Origin of the sequence: Flavobacterium sp. 316 (assembly GCF_000967805.1) — a bacterium.
GTDB lineage: Bacteria > Bacteroidota > Bacteroidia > Flavobacteriales > Flavobacteriaceae > Flavobacterium > Flavobacterium sediminilitoris.
The window spans coordinates 127,834-145,845 of record NZ_JYGZ01000005.1 but is presented as its reverse complement, the minus strand read 5'-3'; the positions used below and the strand labels follow the sequence as shown (position 1 = coordinate 145,845).

General features: G+C 29.2%; 11 protein-coding genes. 7 read left to right on the top strand and 4 right to left on the bottom strand.

Translation table 11 applies throughout. From position 1 onward, the window contains the following. Positions 1 to 3: 3 nt before the first annotated feature. The 3 genes from SY27_RS11745 to SY27_RS11735 are packed head-to-tail and all read right to left on the bottom strand — an operon-like array spanning position 4 to position 2,276. Positions 4 to 489, bottom strand: coding sequence for a flavodoxin family protein (locus tag SY27_RS11745; RefSeq protein ID WP_045970515.1), 486 nt, complete (start codon positions 487 to 489; stop codon positions 4 to 6). Next, positions 489 to 1,937, bottom strand: a complete 1,449-nt coding sequence (gene sufB / locus SY27_RS11740; protein WP_045970513.1) for a Fe-S cluster assembly protein SufB — start codon at positions 1,935 to 1,937, stop codon at positions 489 to 491. The genes SY27_RS11745 and sufB overlap by 1 nt, the downstream gene beginning before the upstream one ends. A gap of 9 nt (positions 1,938 to 1,946) precedes the next feature. Then, positions 1,947 to 2,276 carry an iron-sulfur cluster assembly accessory protein gene (locus SY27_RS11735; protein WP_045970510.1) on the bottom strand — a complete coding sequence of 110 codons (330 nt, stop codon included), beginning with the start codon at positions 2,274 to 2,276 and terminating at the stop codon, positions 1,947 to 1,949. Between the two features lie 164 nt (positions 2,277 to 2,440). On the opposite strand from SY27_RS11735, the gene SY27_RS11730 reads away from it, so the two are divergent. From SY27_RS11730 to SY27_RS11720, 3 genes are all read left to right on the top strand, one after another. Continuing rightward, positions 2,441 to 3,301, top strand: a complete 861-nt coding sequence (locus tag SY27_RS11730) for an MBL fold metallo-hydrolase (RefSeq protein ID WP_045970508.1) — start codon at positions 2,441 to 2,443, stop codon at positions 3,299 to 3,301. Positions 3,302 to 3,379: 78 nt separating this feature from the next. Further along, positions 3,380 to 4,972 (top strand): S8 family peptidase, encoded by a 1,593-nt coding sequence (locus tag SY27_RS11725; protein WP_045970506.1) that lies wholly within the window; start codon positions 3,380 to 3,382, stop codon positions 4,970 to 4,972. A 76-nt stretch (positions 4,973 to 5,048) separates the two neighbouring features. Next, a complete protein-coding gene (locus tag SY27_RS11720; RefSeq protein ID WP_045970504.1) occupies positions 5,049 to 6,932 on the top strand; it encodes a M1 family metallopeptidase in 1,884 nt (627 codons plus the stop codon). A 58-nt stretch (positions 6,933 to 6,990) separates the two neighbouring features. On the opposite strand, the gene SY27_RS11715 is transcribed toward SY27_RS11720, so the two are convergent. Continuing rightward, the gene (locus tag SY27_RS11715; protein WP_045970502.1) at positions 6,991 to 7,689 is read right to left on the bottom strand and encodes a helix-turn-helix transcriptional regulator; all 699 of its coding nucleotides are present in this window, start codon (positions 7,687 to 7,689) and stop codon (positions 6,991 to 6,993) included. Between the two features lie 186 nt (positions 7,690 to 7,875). Here SY27_RS11715 and SY27_RS11710 point away from each other — a divergent pair, with 186 nt between their 5' ends. From SY27_RS11710 to SY27_RS11695, 4 genes are all read left to right on the top strand, one after another. After that, positions 7,876 to 9,996, top strand: coding sequence for a tetratricopeptide repeat-containing sensor histidine kinase (locus tag SY27_RS11710; protein ID WP_045970500.1), 2,121 nt, complete (start codon positions 7,876 to 7,878; stop codon positions 9,994 to 9,996). Between the two features lie 15 nt (positions 9,997 to 10,011). Beyond that, a complete protein-coding gene (locus tag SY27_RS11705) occupies positions 10,012 to 10,653 on the top strand; it encodes a response regulator transcription factor (protein ID WP_045970498.1) in 642 nt (213 codons plus the stop codon). Between the two features lie 754 nt (positions 10,654 to 11,407). Next, entirely contained in the window at positions 11,408 to 15,337 is a 3,930-nt protein-coding gene (locus SY27_RS18700) for a hypothetical protein (protein ID WP_152640757.1), read from the top strand. Positions 15,338 to 15,392: 55 nt separating this feature from the next. Then, complete coding sequence (locus SY27_RS11695) at positions 15,393 to 17,966, top strand: hypothetical protein (protein ID WP_235270965.1); 2,574 nt, start codon at positions 15,393 to 15,395, stop codon at positions 17,964 to 17,966. Positions 17,967 to 18,012 lie beyond the last annotated feature (46 nt).

Sequence of the window (18,012 nt, the reverse complement as noted above, 5' to 3'; positions counted from 1 at the left end):
ATTTTATATAAAAGCTAATTCTAAATTTTGTTTTTCTTTTGGCGTATCTGCATTAAAATGTTTTTCGCCTAAATATTTCATTCCTAAATAATCTGCTGATTTTTGAAAAGGAATATAAAAATCATTTTCTAATTCGTCATCATGTGAATTTGAAATGACTGCCATGTTTTTTCCTCTTAATTTTCTGCCTGTTTCTTTTTCAATTCGCAATAAATCGGAAAAGCGGTCAAAAAACACTTTCATTATTCCACTCATACTATACCAATATACTGGTGTTGCAAAAATCAAAGTATTGTACTTTTCAATTATACTTTTTATTAGTATGAAAAAATCATCATTTTTATTTTTACTTTCATAATCATAATAAGAAAAATTATAATCACTCAAGTTTATTATATCTATATTATATTGGTCAGCAATCGCATCAGCTATTCTTGTTGTATTTCCATTTTTACGAGACGAACCAATTATAATTACTGATTTATTCATTATCCAACTGAACCTTCTAATGAAATTTCCAATAGTTTTTGAGCTTCAACAGCAAATTCCATTGGTAATTTATTTAAAACTTCTTTACTGAATCCATTTACAATTAGCGCAATCGCTTTTTCTGTTGGAATTCCTCTTTGATTGCAATAAAAAACTTGATCTTCTCCAATTTTTGAAGTAGTTGCTTCATGTTCTATTTTTGCAGATGCATTTTTACTTTCAATATAAGGAAAAGTATGTGCTCCACATTCATTACCCATTAACAAACTATCACATTGAGAAAAGTTTCGTGCATTTTCAGCTCTTGATGAAATTTGCACTAACCCTCTATAGCTATTTTGCGACTTCCCAGCAGAAATTCCTTTTGATATAATAGTAGATTTAGTGTTTTTCCCTAAATGTACCATTTTTGTACCAGTATCTGCTTGTTGGTAATTATTAGTAACTGCAATTGAATAAAACTCACCTATTGAATTATCTCCTTTCAAAATACAAGAAGGATATTTCCAAGTTACTGCCGAACCTGTTTCTACTTGTGTCCAAGATATTTTTGCGTTTTTCTCACATATACCTCTCTTGGTTACAAAATTATAAACACCGCCTTTTCCTTCTTTATTACCAGGAAACCAATTTTGAACAGTTGAATATTTTATTTCTGCATTATCTAAAGCAATTAATTCTACAACCGCTGCGTGCAATTGATTTTCATCACGACTTGGAGCAGTACAACCTTCAAGATATGAAACATAACTTCCCTCGTCAGCAATTACTAGTGTTCTTTCAAACTGTCCAGTTCCTCCTTGATTAATACGGAAATATGTTGATAATTCCATTGGACAACGAACTCCTTTTGGAATATAACAAAAACTACCATCTGAAAAAACAGCTGAATTTAATGCTGCATAAAAATTATCCTTTTGCGGAACAACTGTTCCTAAGTATTTACGAACTAATTCTGGATATTCCTGAATTGCCTCAGAAATACTCATAAAAATAATTCCTTTTTCTGCTAGTGTTTTCTTAAAAGTTGTAGCTACTGAGACAGAATCAACTACAATGTCAATAGCAACATTGTTTATTTTTTTCTGTTCGTCAACTGAAATCCCTAACTTTTTATACATTTCTAAAAGTTCTGGATCAACATCATCTAACGTTTTATTTGGATCTGCTTTTTTAGGTGCAGAATAATACGAAATAGCTTGGAAATCAGGTTTAGTATAATGCACGTTTGCCCATTCTGGTTCTATCATTTCTTCCCAAGCTCTATAAGCTTCTAATCTCCAGTCTGTCATCCACTCTGGTTCATTTTTCTTTTTTGATATTGCCCTAACTATATCTTCATTTAAACCAATAGGAAACGTTTCCGATTCTATATCAGTATAAAATCCGTATTCGTATTCTTTGTTTTGTAATTCGACTTTTAAGTCGTCTTCAGTATATTTATTCATTTTTTAAATTTAAAGTGAAAAAGATTCTCCGCAACCACAAGTACGTTGTGCATTTGGATTATTAAAAACGAAACCTTTTCCGTTTAAACCTCCTGAAAATTCTAATATTGTTCCAACAAGGTATAAAAAACTTTTTTTCTCTACCGCTATCTTAATATTATTATCTTCAAAAACCTTATCATTTTCACCTAATTCTTTGTCAAATTTTAATTCATAAGACAAACCAGAGCAACCACCACTTTTAACACCAACTCTAACATAATCTTGAGTAGCATCAAAGCCGTCGTCTTTCATCATTTCAACTATTTTTTTGCTAGCTGTATCAGATACTTTAATCATACTTATTTTGATTTTGTCTAAATTAACTGCAAATATAATTCATATAATGCTTATTACAAGGCTTCATAACATTTTTATAACTTATTCTTTCATAATTTTTATTTATAACTACCATAAAATCTATATTCATTCCAAATTTTGTAAATTGCGTAAATTTTAAAAAAATGAATCTTTACCCTATTGAATCTGGTAATTTCAAATTAGATGGTGGTGCCATGTTTGGTGTTGTACCAAAAACTATTTGGAATAGAACAAATCCTGCCGATGAAAATAACTTAATTGACATTGCAGCTCGTTGTTTATTAATTGAAAATGGAAATCGATTAATTTTAATTGATACTGGAATGGGGAACAAACAATCTGATAAGTTCTTCGGATATTATTCTTTATGGGGAAATCATTCTCTTGATAAGTCTTTACAAGAAAAAGGGTTTCATAGAGATGATATTACAGATGTTTTCATGACACATTTACATTTTGATCATTGTGGAGGAAGTGTTATATGGAATAAAAACAAAACGGGTTATGAGGCTGGATTCAAAAATGCTAAATTTTGGACAAATGAAAATCACTGGGATTGGGCAACAAATCCAAATTCTCGTGAGAAAGCTTCATTCTTAAAAGAAAACATTTTACCTATTGAAGAAAGTGGTCAATTAAACTTTATTTCAAGAGCAGAAAATGGATTTTTAGAAAAAAGCGATTTAGGATTTGGCATATTCTTTGCCGATGGTCATACTGAAAAACAAATGATTCCAATGATTAATTATAACGGAAAAACTATTTGTTTTATGGCTGATTTATTACCAACTTTAGGACATATCCCTCTTCCATACGTTACTGGTTATGATACTAGGCCTTTACTATCAATGAATGAAAAAGATATTTTTTTAAAGAAAGCTGTAGAAAACAATTACTATTTATTTCTAGAACACGATGCTCATAATGAAATTATAACAGTTCAAAACACAGAAAAAGGTGTTCGGTTAAAAGAAATTTTCACATGCGATGAAATCTTAAAATAGTGTTAATACATCAATGAAATGTAACTTTTTAAATTGATTTTTGTCAAATAAAATTAATAGAATAATAAAACTATATAAATGAGAAATTTAAAACCAATTTATTTATCAACTGCTTTAGCATTAGTTTTAGCTAGTTGTGGTGGTGCAAAACAAATAATCTCTACTCCAGTAGAAAATATTGATACTTTACCTTTAAAAGTTACTCCATTAGCTGAGAATGATTTAAAAAGATGGAGTCATTTAGATTTAGTAAGAGATACTGTTCCTGGAATGAGTGTTGACAAAGCATACTCTGAATTACTAAAAAACAAAAAAGGTTCAACTGTAATTGTAGGAATTGTTGATTCAGGAGTAGATATTCGTCATGAAGATTTACAAGGTGTAATTTGGGTTAATCCAAAAGAAATTGCTGGAAATGGAATAGATGATGACAAAAATGGTTACATCGATGATATTAATGGATGGAATTTCCTTGGAGACAGCAATAATGAGCAATTAGAAATGACTCGTATTGTTAAAAAAGGACCTGGAACTCCAGAATACGACAAAGCAAAAGCTCAACTAGAAGAGGAATTAGCTGGCATAATGCAAACTAAACAGCAAATTGATATGATTGTTGCTGCTGATAAAGCTATAAAAGAGCATCTAAAAAAAGACAATTTTAACTTAGATGATGTTAAAGCTATAGAAACTTCAGATGAAAAGTTATCACAATACAAAGCTATATTTACACAAATTTTATCAGGAACTTCAAAAGAAGATTTTGATAAAAGAATAAAAGCAGGAGTAGACTTTGTTTATGGGCAATTAAACTACAATTTAAATGTAGATTTTGATGGTCGTTCTATAGTAGGAGATAACCCAGAAGACATTAAGGACACTAAATATGGTAACAATAATGTTATTGGACCAGATCCTGAAGATGCAAAACATGGTACTCACGTATCTGGAATTGTTGCACAAGTAAGAAACAACAACAAAGGTGGTGACGGTGTTGCTAATAATGTTAAAATTATGGCCGTTAGAGCTGTTCCAAATGGCGACGAATATGACAAAGATATTGCTCTAGGAATTCGTTACGCTGTAGATAATGGTGCAAAAGTAATCAATGGTTCATTTGGTAAGTATTACTCTCCAAACAAAGAATGGGTTCAAGATGCATTAAAATATGCTGCTAAAAAAGACGTTTTAGTAATCTTTGCCGCTGGAAATGATTCTAAAGACTTAGATGTAGAAAACAAATACCCAAGTGATTCTTACGATGGTTCTCCTGAAATTTCAAACAATGTTTTAATTATCGGTGCATTAGCTCCAAGTTATGGTATAAATGAAGTAGCTGGATTTTCAAATTATGGAACTAAAAATGTAGATATTTTTGCTCCTGGTGTTCAAATTTATGCTACTACTCCAAATCAAACTTATGAGTATTTACAAGGTACATCTATGGCTTCACCAAATGTAGCTGGAGTTGCTGCTTTAATTCGTTCATATTATCCAAAGTTATCTGCTTCTCAAGTAAAACAAATTATTATGGAAAGTGGAACTCCATTAAAAAACGAAGTAAAAGTAGGAGAAGATCAACATAAAGCAAATTTTTCAACTATTTCTAAAACAGGAAAAATTGTAAATGCTTACAATGCTTTATTAATGGCAGAACAAATGTCAAAATAATAAAACTTAAATTATGTATAAACAAACCACAAAGCAAACTGAATAGTCACTTTGTGGTTTTTTAATTTTTTAAAGAATGAAAAAAATACTTTTATTTACCTTATTTTCTATTTTAAGTTTTGGGCAAAACAACCCAAATCCTGGCTATTGGCAACAACATGTCGATTATAAAATGGAAATTGACATGAATGTAAAAAATTATCAATATAAAGGAAAACAAGAATTAGCATATACTAATAATTCTTCAGACACCCTTTATAAAGTTTTTTATCATTTATATCCTAATGCCTTTCAACCAGGAAGTGAAATGGATAGTCGTTTAAAAACAATTGCTGATCCAGATAAAAGAATGGTTCGTACTTTTAAAGTAGCTGAAAAAGAAGTTAAAGAAAGTAGAATTGAAACTTTAAAACCAGACGAAATTGGATATCTAAAAATCAACAATTTCAAACAAAATGGATCAGAAGCTAAAACAAGAGTTGTAGGTACTATTTTAGAAGTTACATTAAACCAACCTATTTTACCTAATCAAAAAACTGTTTTCACTCTTGATTTTGATGGTCAAGTACCTTTACAAGTACGTCGTTCAGGAAGAAATTCTGATGAAGGTGTTGCATTATCTATGACACAATGGTATCCTAAAATGGCTGAATATGACTTTGAAGGCTGGCATGCAGATCCATATATTGGTAGAGAATTTCATGGTGTTTGGGGAAATTTTGATGTAAAAATTACAATTGACAAAAATTATACAATTGGAGGAACTGGATATCTTCAAAATAAAAACGAAATTGGTCATGGTTACCAAGATAAAGGAATAGAAGTAAAACATCCTAAAAAAACAAAAACATTAACTTGGCATTTTATAGCTCCAAACGTTCATGATTTTGCATGGGGAGCAGATGATAATTATATTCACGATATGATTTTAGGTCCAAATAATGTCGAATTACACTTCTTCTATAAAAACAAAGCAGAAATTTTAGAAAACTGGAAAAATTTACAACCAAAAACTGCTGAAATCTTAGACTATCTTAATAAAAGTGTAGGAGAATATCCATACAAACAATATTCTGTAATTCAAGGTGGAGATGGTGGAATGGAATATGCAATGTGTACTCTTATTACAGGAAATAGAAGTTTTGGAAGCCTTGTAGGTGTAACAGCTCATGAATTTGCACACTCTTGGTTTCAACATATCTTAGCATCTAATGAATCTAAACATGAATGGATGGATGAAGGATTTACCTCATTTATTTCAGATTTAGCAATGCAAACAGTACTTCCTTCAAAAGAAGGTGAAGAAGAAAATCCTTTTGAAGGAGCTTACAGTAATTACCGATATCTTGCAAAAACAGGTAAAGAACAACCATTATCTACTCATGCTGATAGATATGATATAAATATGGCTTATGGTATTTCAGCATATAGTAAAGGTGAAGTTTTCTTAGCTCAATTAGGATATGTTATTGGTATTGAAAATTTAATGAAGACATTAAAACGTTATTATAGTGATTACAAATTCACACATCCAACACCAAATGATATAAAAAGGACAGCAGAAAAAATTTCTGGAGCAAATTTAGATTGGTATTTAGTAGATTGGACACAAACTACAAATACAATTGATTATGCAATAAAAGAAGTAATAGAAAATAACAAGAAAACAACCATCTCTTTAGAAAGACTTGGAAGAATGCCAATGCCTTTAGATATTTTAGTGGTTTATAAAGACGGAACACAAGAAACGTTTTACATTCCAAATACATTAATGCGTTGGGAAAAATCAAATCCATATCAAACATTATCAAGAACCTCTTTAAAAGGATGGGACTGGGCATATCCAACATATTCGTTCGAAATTGAAAAATCAAAATCAAACATTCAAGCAATTGTAATAGATCCAAGTGGATTGATGGCTGATGTAGAACTTGAAAATAATGTATTTGAAAATGAGTAATTAAATCTTATTTTCTTCATAATAATATTAAAAAAGAGAACTCAAAAAGTTCTCTTTTTTAATGCATAGAATTAATCCTTATACTCGCTTTTACAAGTGCTAATGCTTTAATCTTGGACATTTCCACATCTTTATCTTGATGGTGTTTATTTTGACTAACCAATTTCACAAACCCAATTTGTTCCGACTTTTGAATGTATTTAACCGTAATATATTCTTCTCCACTCATGTCCATACTTAACAAATACATTTCCCCCCAAAAAATTTCATTCTTTATGTCATTTACCTCTTTATACAAAACAATATCACCGCTTTTTAAAAGCGGATACATACTATCTCCTGTTACATAAACAGCTCCATCACATTTTGGCAATCTTGGAATAGAGATGTAATCTAATGGTGTCTGAGTAGTTCTATCTTGAAACAAAGGAACTAATCCGGCTACAGCTTCAATATCATATAAAGGAATTTGTTGACTATCTATATTCTTATCTGTACTTAAAGAAAAAGCATCAACACTTTTATTAAGTAAAAACTCTTCATCTTCCTTAAACATTGTCCCTGTTCCAGTTAGTAACCAAATAGGATTCAAATCAGAATATATTGAAAGAATATTTTCTATAACATTTGACCCAATACTTTTCCCTTCTTTTACGGCTTTAGAAATACTTCCTCTACCTGCTCCAAGACTGTTTTCAAAAGCATAAAAGCTAAATCCTTTTTTTTCTATATAATGACCTAAACGTTCTGAAACCATGGCTAAAAATTTATTTTACAGCAAAGTTATGAAAATTTTCATTAAAAATAACGTTTGATTGATTTTTTTCTAATACATTATAATTGATTTATCTAAACTTAAATAATGTAGAATAGATTTTTTTATTTTATTTTTGACATTCTTCAAAAACTGATAAAAAAATATTAGCTCTAACTTACAGTCTCAATGCAATTTTTTTTAAGAAAAAACAGTTATTCACTTCTCTTTTACTTCTTTACATTCATTATAAATGCTCAAGAAGAAAATAAGAAAAATAATTATAAAGATTTAGTAAAACAAGAAAAAATTGAAATCGAGAACCTATTTCCATTATTAAACAACAAAGACGATTTGAAAGCATATAGTAATGCTCACAAACTTGTAAAAAAAATAAAAACAAAAGAATCCATTACTCGTTTAAATCTGTTTTTTGCTAATTATTTCAATAAAAAAACCATATTAGATTCTACTTTTTTTTATGCCAACAAAGCTCTTAAAAGCTCTGATTTTATTGCTAATGACTCTTTAAGAAGAATACTAGCATCTAGTAGTTATAACTTAATCGGTTTATACAACAATAAAAAAGGCCTTATAGAGGCCAGTAAAAAATCACATTTAAAAGGAATTGAAATTGTTCAAAATCAAAAAAAAGGATATCCATATTATGTAAACTTACATGGTCTTGCAAATATTTATTTAAAACAAGGCGATTATACAAATGCTTTAAAATACTTCAAGCAATGTTTAGAATATAAAGACGTTGATGATGAAATAAGTATTGGTAGCAATATAAATATTGGTATTATTTATGGGGAATTTAAAAACTATGAATCTTCTATTGTTTATTTAAAAAAAGCTAATCTTATTTGTAAAAATAATGAGAATATAAACTGTCAAGCGATAACAGCAATAAATATAGGAGAAAATTACAAAGATCTTGGCAACCATAAAGAAGCTTTAAAATATTATGATGAAGGATTAAAACTTGCAAAACAGAATAAACTTTATCAAACAGAAGCTTTTGCTAATGAATATATTGGCTCTATTCTATATGAGCAAAAACGTTATGCAAATGCCAAGCTTTATTATATAAATGCATTAACAATTTCGTTACAACACAACTTCTTAAGCAACCAAAGAGATTTATTTCTTAAACTAAAAGAAATTGCAATAGTAGAAGGTGATTACACAAACGCTTACGAACTTCTAAATAGATATTCTAAAATAAAAGACTCTATAAACGTTTTAGAAAAGGATAAAGAAATAAATGAATTAGACATAAAGTTTAAAACATTACAAAAAGAAAATGAAATAAGAGATTTAATGTTAGAGAACAACAACAAAATTCTTATTTTAAATAACCAAGAAAAGACAATTGAAAACCTCAACTTACAAAAAGCAATTGAAAGTAAAAAAAATGAAAATAAATTATTAAAACTAAATGAGTCTTCCCAAAAAAAAGCCAATCAGATAAAATTATTAAAAAAAGAACAACAACTAAAAGATTCTGAAATATTAAGACAAAAAGAAACTAGAAAAATTATTTTTATTGGGTTTCTTATCATTCTTATTCCTATCATAGCATTATTAATTGTTTACTATCAAAAACAGAAAGCTCAAATACTAATCAATAACAAGCAAAAAGAGATTAGCGAACAAAAAAACAAAGCCCTATTAAAAGATCAAGAATTAAAACTTATTAAAGCACAAATAGAAGGACAAGATAAAGAACGCTTGAGAATAGCTCAAGAACTCCATGACAGCGTTGGTGGAAACTTAGCTGCAATAAAACTACAACTTAGCAATTCTAATTTTGGAAAAGAAAGTGAAATTAAAAACATCAATCATCAAATAAACGAAACCTACAATCAGGTTAGAAACTTATCACATAATATGTTACCTAAAAAATTTAACCAAAGTAAATTTTGTGATGTATTAGAAGAATATCTAAATAAACTAGCGGAAGTAAGTCAATTAACACCTTCATTTGTTGCATATCCAAGGAAAGAAATAAACAATTTAAACGAAAATATTCAAGTGGAAGTTTACACAATTGTTCAAGAGTTAATTACAAACACTATAAAACACGCTAAAGCCAATAAAATTGAACTTCAACTTAACTTAATTGAAAACTCATTAAATATTATATTTGAAGATAACGGAATAGGTTTTAATATTAAAAACAACAAAGAAGGAATAGGTTTTATAAACATTAAGAATAGAATAAACAATTTAAAAGGAAGCTTACATATTGATTCCACCATGAATAGAGGTTCCATTTTTAACATTGAAATTCCAATAATTTAAATCCACTTATTAAAAATGAATACAACAAAAATAATTATTGCTGATGATCATACTATGTTTCTTGAAGGAATTACGTCTTTATTAAACAATGTTTCAGAAATAGAAATAGTCGGAAAAGCTGTTAATGGCAAAGAAGTGCTACTTCTTTTAGAGAAAACAAAAACAGACATTATAGTACTTGATATTAGTATGCCTGAAATGGATGGAATTGAAGTAACAAAAATTATAAAAAAGAAATATTCTAATTTAAAAATACTTATTTTAAGCACACATAGTAATTCCCAAATGATTGCTAAACTAATCAGAATAGGAATTGATGGCTATCTTCTAAAAAATGCAGAAAAAGACGAATTATTATATGCTATTCAAAAAATTAATTTGGGAGAAACTTATTTTTCTAAAGAAGTAACTATTATTCATAATGAATACGAAACTAACTTTAAACAAAACCTTGCAACCACTACAGAATTAAGCAATAGAGAAAAAGAAATTCTTATATTAATTGCAAAACAATATACGGCCGCAGAAATTGCCGAAAAAACTTTTATAAGTCTTAATACTGTTAATACTCACAAAAGAAACTTATTATCCAAATTAAATGTAAAAAATACTGCTGGTTTAGTTAAATATGCAATAGAGCTAGGGTTACTTGATTAATTTTTTGACTTTTTAAACTCTAAAAAACACCATACAATTATTATAATTGCATGATGTTTTAACTAATTATTCAAAAAATATCTTACTCCATTTTGAATAATTAAAATGAAATTCATGTCTGTAATTTGTTTATAATAAAAATACTAGCTATACCTTTTTAACAAAAAATCATCGTCTTAAAACACTTTACTAACTCTCTGTTTGATTTCTATCTTGTTAAAAATTTATAGTGCAAATCTAAGGTTCATTCATACATTAAAAATCATCATAAATAGTGATTTTTAGAAAATTACCTGTGATTATAACTCTATACTTCCTTATAAACAAAAAACCATTTATAAGAATAATTTCTACAATTAATAAACAGAAGTAATCTCCTTCCTTTTTTAAAAACTAATTTAATCTACACATTTTAGTATACTAAAGAGTTTAAATCATTCCAAAAAAACATATTACAAAAAGCTAAAATAAACACAAAATCAACTACTTACACACCAAAAACTACATATAGCAATTTATCTAAAGACAAAGAATAAAATTTAATCAGATTATTTTCTCAAAAACATCCTGCAAATCAACAAAACACAAATTAATTAGATTATTTTCTTTTTTACATTTGTTAATGCGATTATTTTCTTTTATATTTGCATTGTAATTATGAAATAAAACATATTTACTAAGAATATATTCTTTTTTTTAATGGGGTGCGCAACCTTTTAAAGCAATTTTCACCTAATTAAATTTATTTATTAAAATGAGTACACAAATTAAAAACACGCTTTTCAAGTTTGTAAACATGAGAGCCCCTGAATTGTCTAGTGAAGACAATCAAGATGAAAAATTTATATTTAGAAATAAAGAATTAAAAGGACTGTATGATGAAGTAGTTGCTGGAAAACCAGAAGGTTTTACTAAATGGGAAGCCATGAAAGAGGCGTCATCAACATTTTCATATTTAACTTTAGAAAACATAAAAAGTATAAATCCAAAATTATATCAACTTTCTACATGGATTGCTAAAAACCGTACCTCTTTTAAAATAGAAGAACTTAATACCAAAATTGATGGAGTTGTAGCAATAAACGATAGTACTACATTAATGTTGTTATGGAATAATTTATTTTATCAAACCATCACACAAAAAGATTTTTATGCAAAAGAAATCATAATCCAATTACTTCTTGCAAATCATTTTATTACAAAATATGATGTAAATACTCCAAAAGTAGAACATGCAAAAATGTTATTAAATGCTAAAGTTGTATTGCCTAAATCTCTTTTTGTAGAAGACAAAACAACAACATCTACAAATCAAAATGCTCGATTAGCAACAACAGAATCTACAACAAAAGCGACTGTGGCTTCTGATGACATGGTAAAACAGCAAATTATTGCTCAAACTTCATTTCAAAATGAACAACTTGAACAGTTAGTTAAAGAATTAAAAATAATTGAGAAAAATCATCAAAAAGAATATAATGCTTCATTTACATTAGCTGAAAAAGCCCATCAAGTAAAAATCAAGCCTATTTTAGATGAATACAACACTCATGTTGAACAAACACGTAAAGAATGGTGTAGTGTAAGAGATCCACAAGTTGTATATGATCCAAAAGATCCTTGTAATCAACAACCAAGTATTCCTAAACCTGAACTGCCTGAATTTAATTTTACTTTCAGAGACGAACTAGATATAAAACATTTAGAATCAAAGCTTAGTAAAACCAGTTATGATACTTTATTGGAAATTACTAATAATAGTAATAACTCTACATCAACAGTTGAGAGAGGTATCAGTGTATCAATGCTTAGTTTATCTGAAGAATTTGAAACAATTGGTGGTCTTAATGGACACATAACAAATCTTATTTCTAACAATAATGAAATCATCAATAATAATATTTCTATTAATGAAAATAGTTTAGTTAGCATTGGAGGTGTTTTAGTTCCAATAACAGTTCCTGTAGTTAATCCTTTTAGCTTTCAAATATGTTCAAAACCTACAACAATAAATGCTCTTGCAAGTAAAAAATATAATTCAGACTTGTCATTTGTTGTACCAGATAATACTTGGAATGTGTCTAGTTTTAATTATACTTTGGAAAAAACAACAGAGAATTACACAAATGGAGGTCAACCACTCTATACTGTTACTAAAGTTGGAAACAAGATATTCTTAAATAATATTTTCATTGGTTTTCCTACATTATTAGAAGAATCAGACATAACATCTTTTAAAGGAGAAATTACATTTACTAATGGAACAAAAATGTCTTTTATCGTTGAAGGTTTTAATCTTCATCAATGTTTCACTGGTAAACTTAAAAAAGAAATAATAGATCTTGGCGGAAATGAAGACCCTAATGATTCTATAACTATTCCTCCTAAAGAACAAGAAGTATTTATTCCAAGTGGTTTTGGTATAAAACAATTAGGTATTGCTGACTATCAAAAAGTAGAACAAACAACTCAAAATTATATAGAAGGAGAAGTAGCTCATATTGAAAACATAATGGCAAGAGAGTTTAAAGAAAGAACTACTCGAAAATTACGTCGATCTGACATCACTAATACAAGCTCATCTGAAAGAGAAAAAGAGCAATTAACAGATACAAGCTCAACATCACGTTTTGAAATGCAAAATGAAGTAGCGCAAGTATTACAAGAAAATAAAGATTTCTATGCTAATGCCAATGTAAGTTATGAGCCTAAAGGGATTCCGTTAAAACTAGGGGCTTCAACTGGTTTTGCAACGAATAGTTCTAAGGAAAACAGCACACACCAAGCCATTACAGAAGCTAAAGAAATTACAGAAAAAGCTTTAGATCGACTGGTAACTAAAGTAAAGCAAGAACGTATTGAAAAAATAGTTGAAGAGTTTGAAGAAAGCAACACACACGGTTTTGACAATAGAAAAGGAGACAAACATGTAGTAGGTGTCTATCGCTGGGTTGACAAAATATATAAAAATCAAATTTTAAACTATGGAAAACGTTTAATGTTTGAGTTTATGATTCCACAGCCTGCAAAACTACATATACTTGGCATGACAGGAAATGATAGTAGTACAAAATTAATAGAACCTACAGATCCAAGAGTATATAACATAGAAGATAAAAGCTTCAATTCTTTAAACTTAAGTGATTATTCAAAAATTAATGATAATACTATCAAATATTGGGGAAGTAAGTATAATGTGGAATTAGAAATAGCTCCTGCTCAAACAATTTACATAGGGAAATCATTTTCAAACAATACTGTCTCTTCAGGAGGTTTTCAAAATGGACATGAAACTTTTGATACTAAAGAAAATTTAAAAATTCCTGAAGGCTATTATACTAAGAATGCAGAAGTTACTTGGGCTAGTATGGAAGATGGAGACTATAGACAAGGTCATGGAATGCACGTTGGAATAGGAAACTTACGCTTTTTAGATAAAACCACTGGATTCCCACAACCTAATGGACAAGGAATCAATAAACAATTAAAAAAATTTGAAGGAGAAATTCCATTATCTGCTTACTATTTAAACAGTTTTGTTTTTAATGCTACAGCAACAATAGAGTGTGAAAGAACTCCTGAGTACTATAAAAAATGGCAACAAGAAACCTTTAAGGCTATAATTGATGCTTACGAAAATGCATTAAAAGATTATAACCAGAAAATAGCAGAACAAAAAGAAATAGGCGTTCAAATCAAAGGAACAAATCCAGGGTTTTATCGTGAATTTGAAAATAAGATTCTACGCAAAAACTGTATTTCTTACCTTATTAGTCAAAATCCGGAAGCTAAAAAAACATACGGCAAAGACAATATGTTTAAAAGAATTGGGGCTGACATTATTGAAACATTTGGAAATACCGAAGTAAATATAAACCAAGAGTTAGATGACTATGCAGCATTTGTTAAGTTTATAGAACAAGCCTTTGAGTGGGATATTATATCCTATCATTTATATCCATATTATTGGGGAAATCGTACAGATTGGAATAGTTTATATCAATATGATGATACTAACGATCCTTTGTTCAGAAACTTCATGCAAGCAGGTATGGCTAAAGTAGTTGTAACTGTTCGTCCAGGATTTGAAGATGCTGTTAGATACTATATGCAAACAGGTCAAATATGGAATGGAGGAGAAATTCCTGTAATTGAAGATGAACTATATTTATCTATTATCGATGAACTTCGTGCTCCTGAAGGTGAAAAAACAGGTAAAGCATGGTGGACAAGAGTTCCTACTGCTATGACAATATTACAAGCTCAAAGCATTGGATTAAAAGTTGACAAAGCACTCCCTGAGAATGGTAATTTATCTGATTTTGAAGATCCAGACACCGTGCCACAATCTAATGCCCTTGAATTTACAGATGCCGAATTAGGTGGTTCTCAAACTCCTACAAAAACTGCCCGATTAATAGGAATTATTGAAGGTAGCGAAGGAATTAATGCTAAAATTATTTTAAAAAGAATTGACGGCAGTATCCAAGACCTTACTTATTGTGATGAAAATGGAAAATGGGAACTAAATCATTTGCCAGCAGGTAGATATGAATTATTATTAGATGCTGAAAACGATTTTCCAAATGATGCATATATTGTTACCGAAGGAAGTAAAGAACAAGTAGTAGAGCTCGTAAACGACCAAACAGTAGAGGCAAAATTAGTAGTCAAAAAAGTATAATTCTTAATGTACAACCTTAAACCCCAACAATTGTTGGGGTTTTTAAACTAATTTAATGATGAGCGATTTCAAACAAATAATAAATTATTTAAAGTTTTTCAGACGATCAGATGAAGCTGCTTTAAATAACAAATATAAAGAAGCAATTATTGTAGATGAGAGTTATAAGCACAATGGGATACCTCACGAGGACAATTTTATTTTTGTAGAAAAAAAAGCTGTAGAAAATCAAAATGGATATATTTATTTAGGTCATGAAATTGAAGACACTTTGTACCTGCAAAGACAACCCAATGGAATAATTGAATATTATATTAAAAAAGATTTTCAAATTAATAATGAAACCATTGCAAAATATAAAAGAATCCCTTTTTATTTTACTGATATTTGGGAAGAAAAAGAAGGTGAAACATTTACAGCAATAGAAACCCCAGGAAACTATTATTATAGTCAAGCTATAGATAAAATTATAGAAATTTCGCTCGACGATGTTTTTGTATTCCCAGATTATTTTGTGTATCATCCAAATAACATACAAGACATTACAAATGGAGATTATCGTTTTAATTATAAAGACGAAGAAGGCTATACAAGCGACAATAGTGATCTAGCATTAAGAGCTTTACTTTCTACCAGTTATAATTTAGTGAGTTCGGAAACAAAAAGAACCGTTGGTTTTCACAAAAACGACAAAGCTGGTTTTGTGTTTCTCTTACCAAAAATAAGTCAAAGAGGAGCAAAATACTATTTAGAATATACCTATTACCAAAAAGGAGTATCCTATAACAGTTTTATAACCGAAACCGCAATACGCCTAGAATTCAACTATTTTGGAGCTCTTTTGGAGTTTCTAAACCAAACGGTTTTTTATGGCTTAGACGGTTTAGACGCATTTAATAGTAACGCAAAAAAGTTGTTTTTAGAAGATTACACCATTTTTCTAGAAAACCTACTCCATTTTTCTAGTGGCACTAAAATTCTAGAAACCCTCTATTTTGTGCCTATCTTCTTCTTTAAAAAAATAGATCCTAACTTCCTATTGTATGTTTTAGAGAAAACTCTAGAAAATAGCGTTACAAACATTGGATTAAATATAGAAGACATCGTTTTGCGCATATTAGAAGGTATCTATGAAAGCTCAAAAAGTGACACAATTTTTCTTCAAGAAATTGTAAACAAAAGAACCAAAAGTAAAAAATCACTCCTCCATGAATTAATTCATAGTGTAGATGGCGATAATTTTAAAAAAATGCTACAATTTTTGTGGAATATCTGGAAAAATTCCGATTTTAGCACAATAGATCCAGAAAAAAACAAGTTCATTGATATAACCGATAAAAATCCTGTTTTAATTGATTATCGTTCCAATAAAAAACTAGGTTTTCATACAGATAACGCTGCTATAGAATGGAAACTAAACAGCAATAGCATAGCGCTAAGGGTAGTTTCTGGCACAGGTATTTATAAGAAAATTACTGTACGTACTGCCGATGGAAACGATACCCGATTCGTTGAGGAGAAAATAACGCATGATTATGATTATCACCCACTATCTCCTTTAGCAATAATCGAGGCAGACAATCCTACTTTTATTCTCAAAGATGAAGAACAACAAGAAGATAGTAAATTTACAATTTTACCCGCCTTTGTGCTATATGCTAATAACGAAAGTGCTTTTTGGGAAAATATAATGACGGGTGGTGAATATGCTATCGATGTGCTAACAACACTTTCTGGAGTAGGAAATATTTTAAAAGTAGGTCGTTTAGCCAAAATACTAAAAGCAGGACATTCACTTATTGGCAAGACTAAAGCTGTTACTACTGCTTATCAAGGAGCAAAAGTAGTGGCTGGTGTAGTAGAAGTGACCGCTGGAGTAGGAAATGCACTATTAAAACTACTAGATCTTAACGACACCGAACTAGGCAGGGAAATAGCAAGGTATTTGTTTTATTTAGAAATGCTTTCTTTATCGGGAGAACTTTCTGTAGTTTTGTATAGCAAGTTGCAAAATACAGCTCGTAAGATTGTTGCTAAAAAAGAACTTTTAGTAAAAACTGCTAAAAATGCAGATGAAGCTAAGCAGATAGATGAGGTAATTGAGCATTTATACAAGTTGAATGACCATGGCACTGCATATAATAGTTCGAAATATGCTACTAAAGTTAGTAAACTAAAAGATAAAGCATCAAGACAAATAAAAGATTTTGAAATAATTCACTCTAACTCAAGTTTAGAAAATGCATTGATATACAATCCAGAAACAAAATTAGCCGATTTTTGGACATCAAATTTACCAGATAAGATTAATTTTCCACAAAAACTGATAATGAAAATGCGTAAAGCTGTGGTAACACATAATCACCCTGGAGGAAGTGGATTAAGTATTTCAGATATAGAAACATTCTTACAAGGGAACTTACATGAAATAAGAGCTGTTACACCAGACGGTAGTGTTTTTAGCATAAAAAATAAATCATTAAATAGTAAAGAAATGCGAAGTATTTTAATTTATATAGACGATATCAAACTAGATTATGCCAAAAAAGGTGGTTCTCGACAAGATGAATTTGATGAAATATATAATTTAATTAAAGATAAAATAGAATATTTACATTATATAAATTAAAAAAAGAAAATTATGAATATAGATTTTGAATTAGATTTCTTTTACT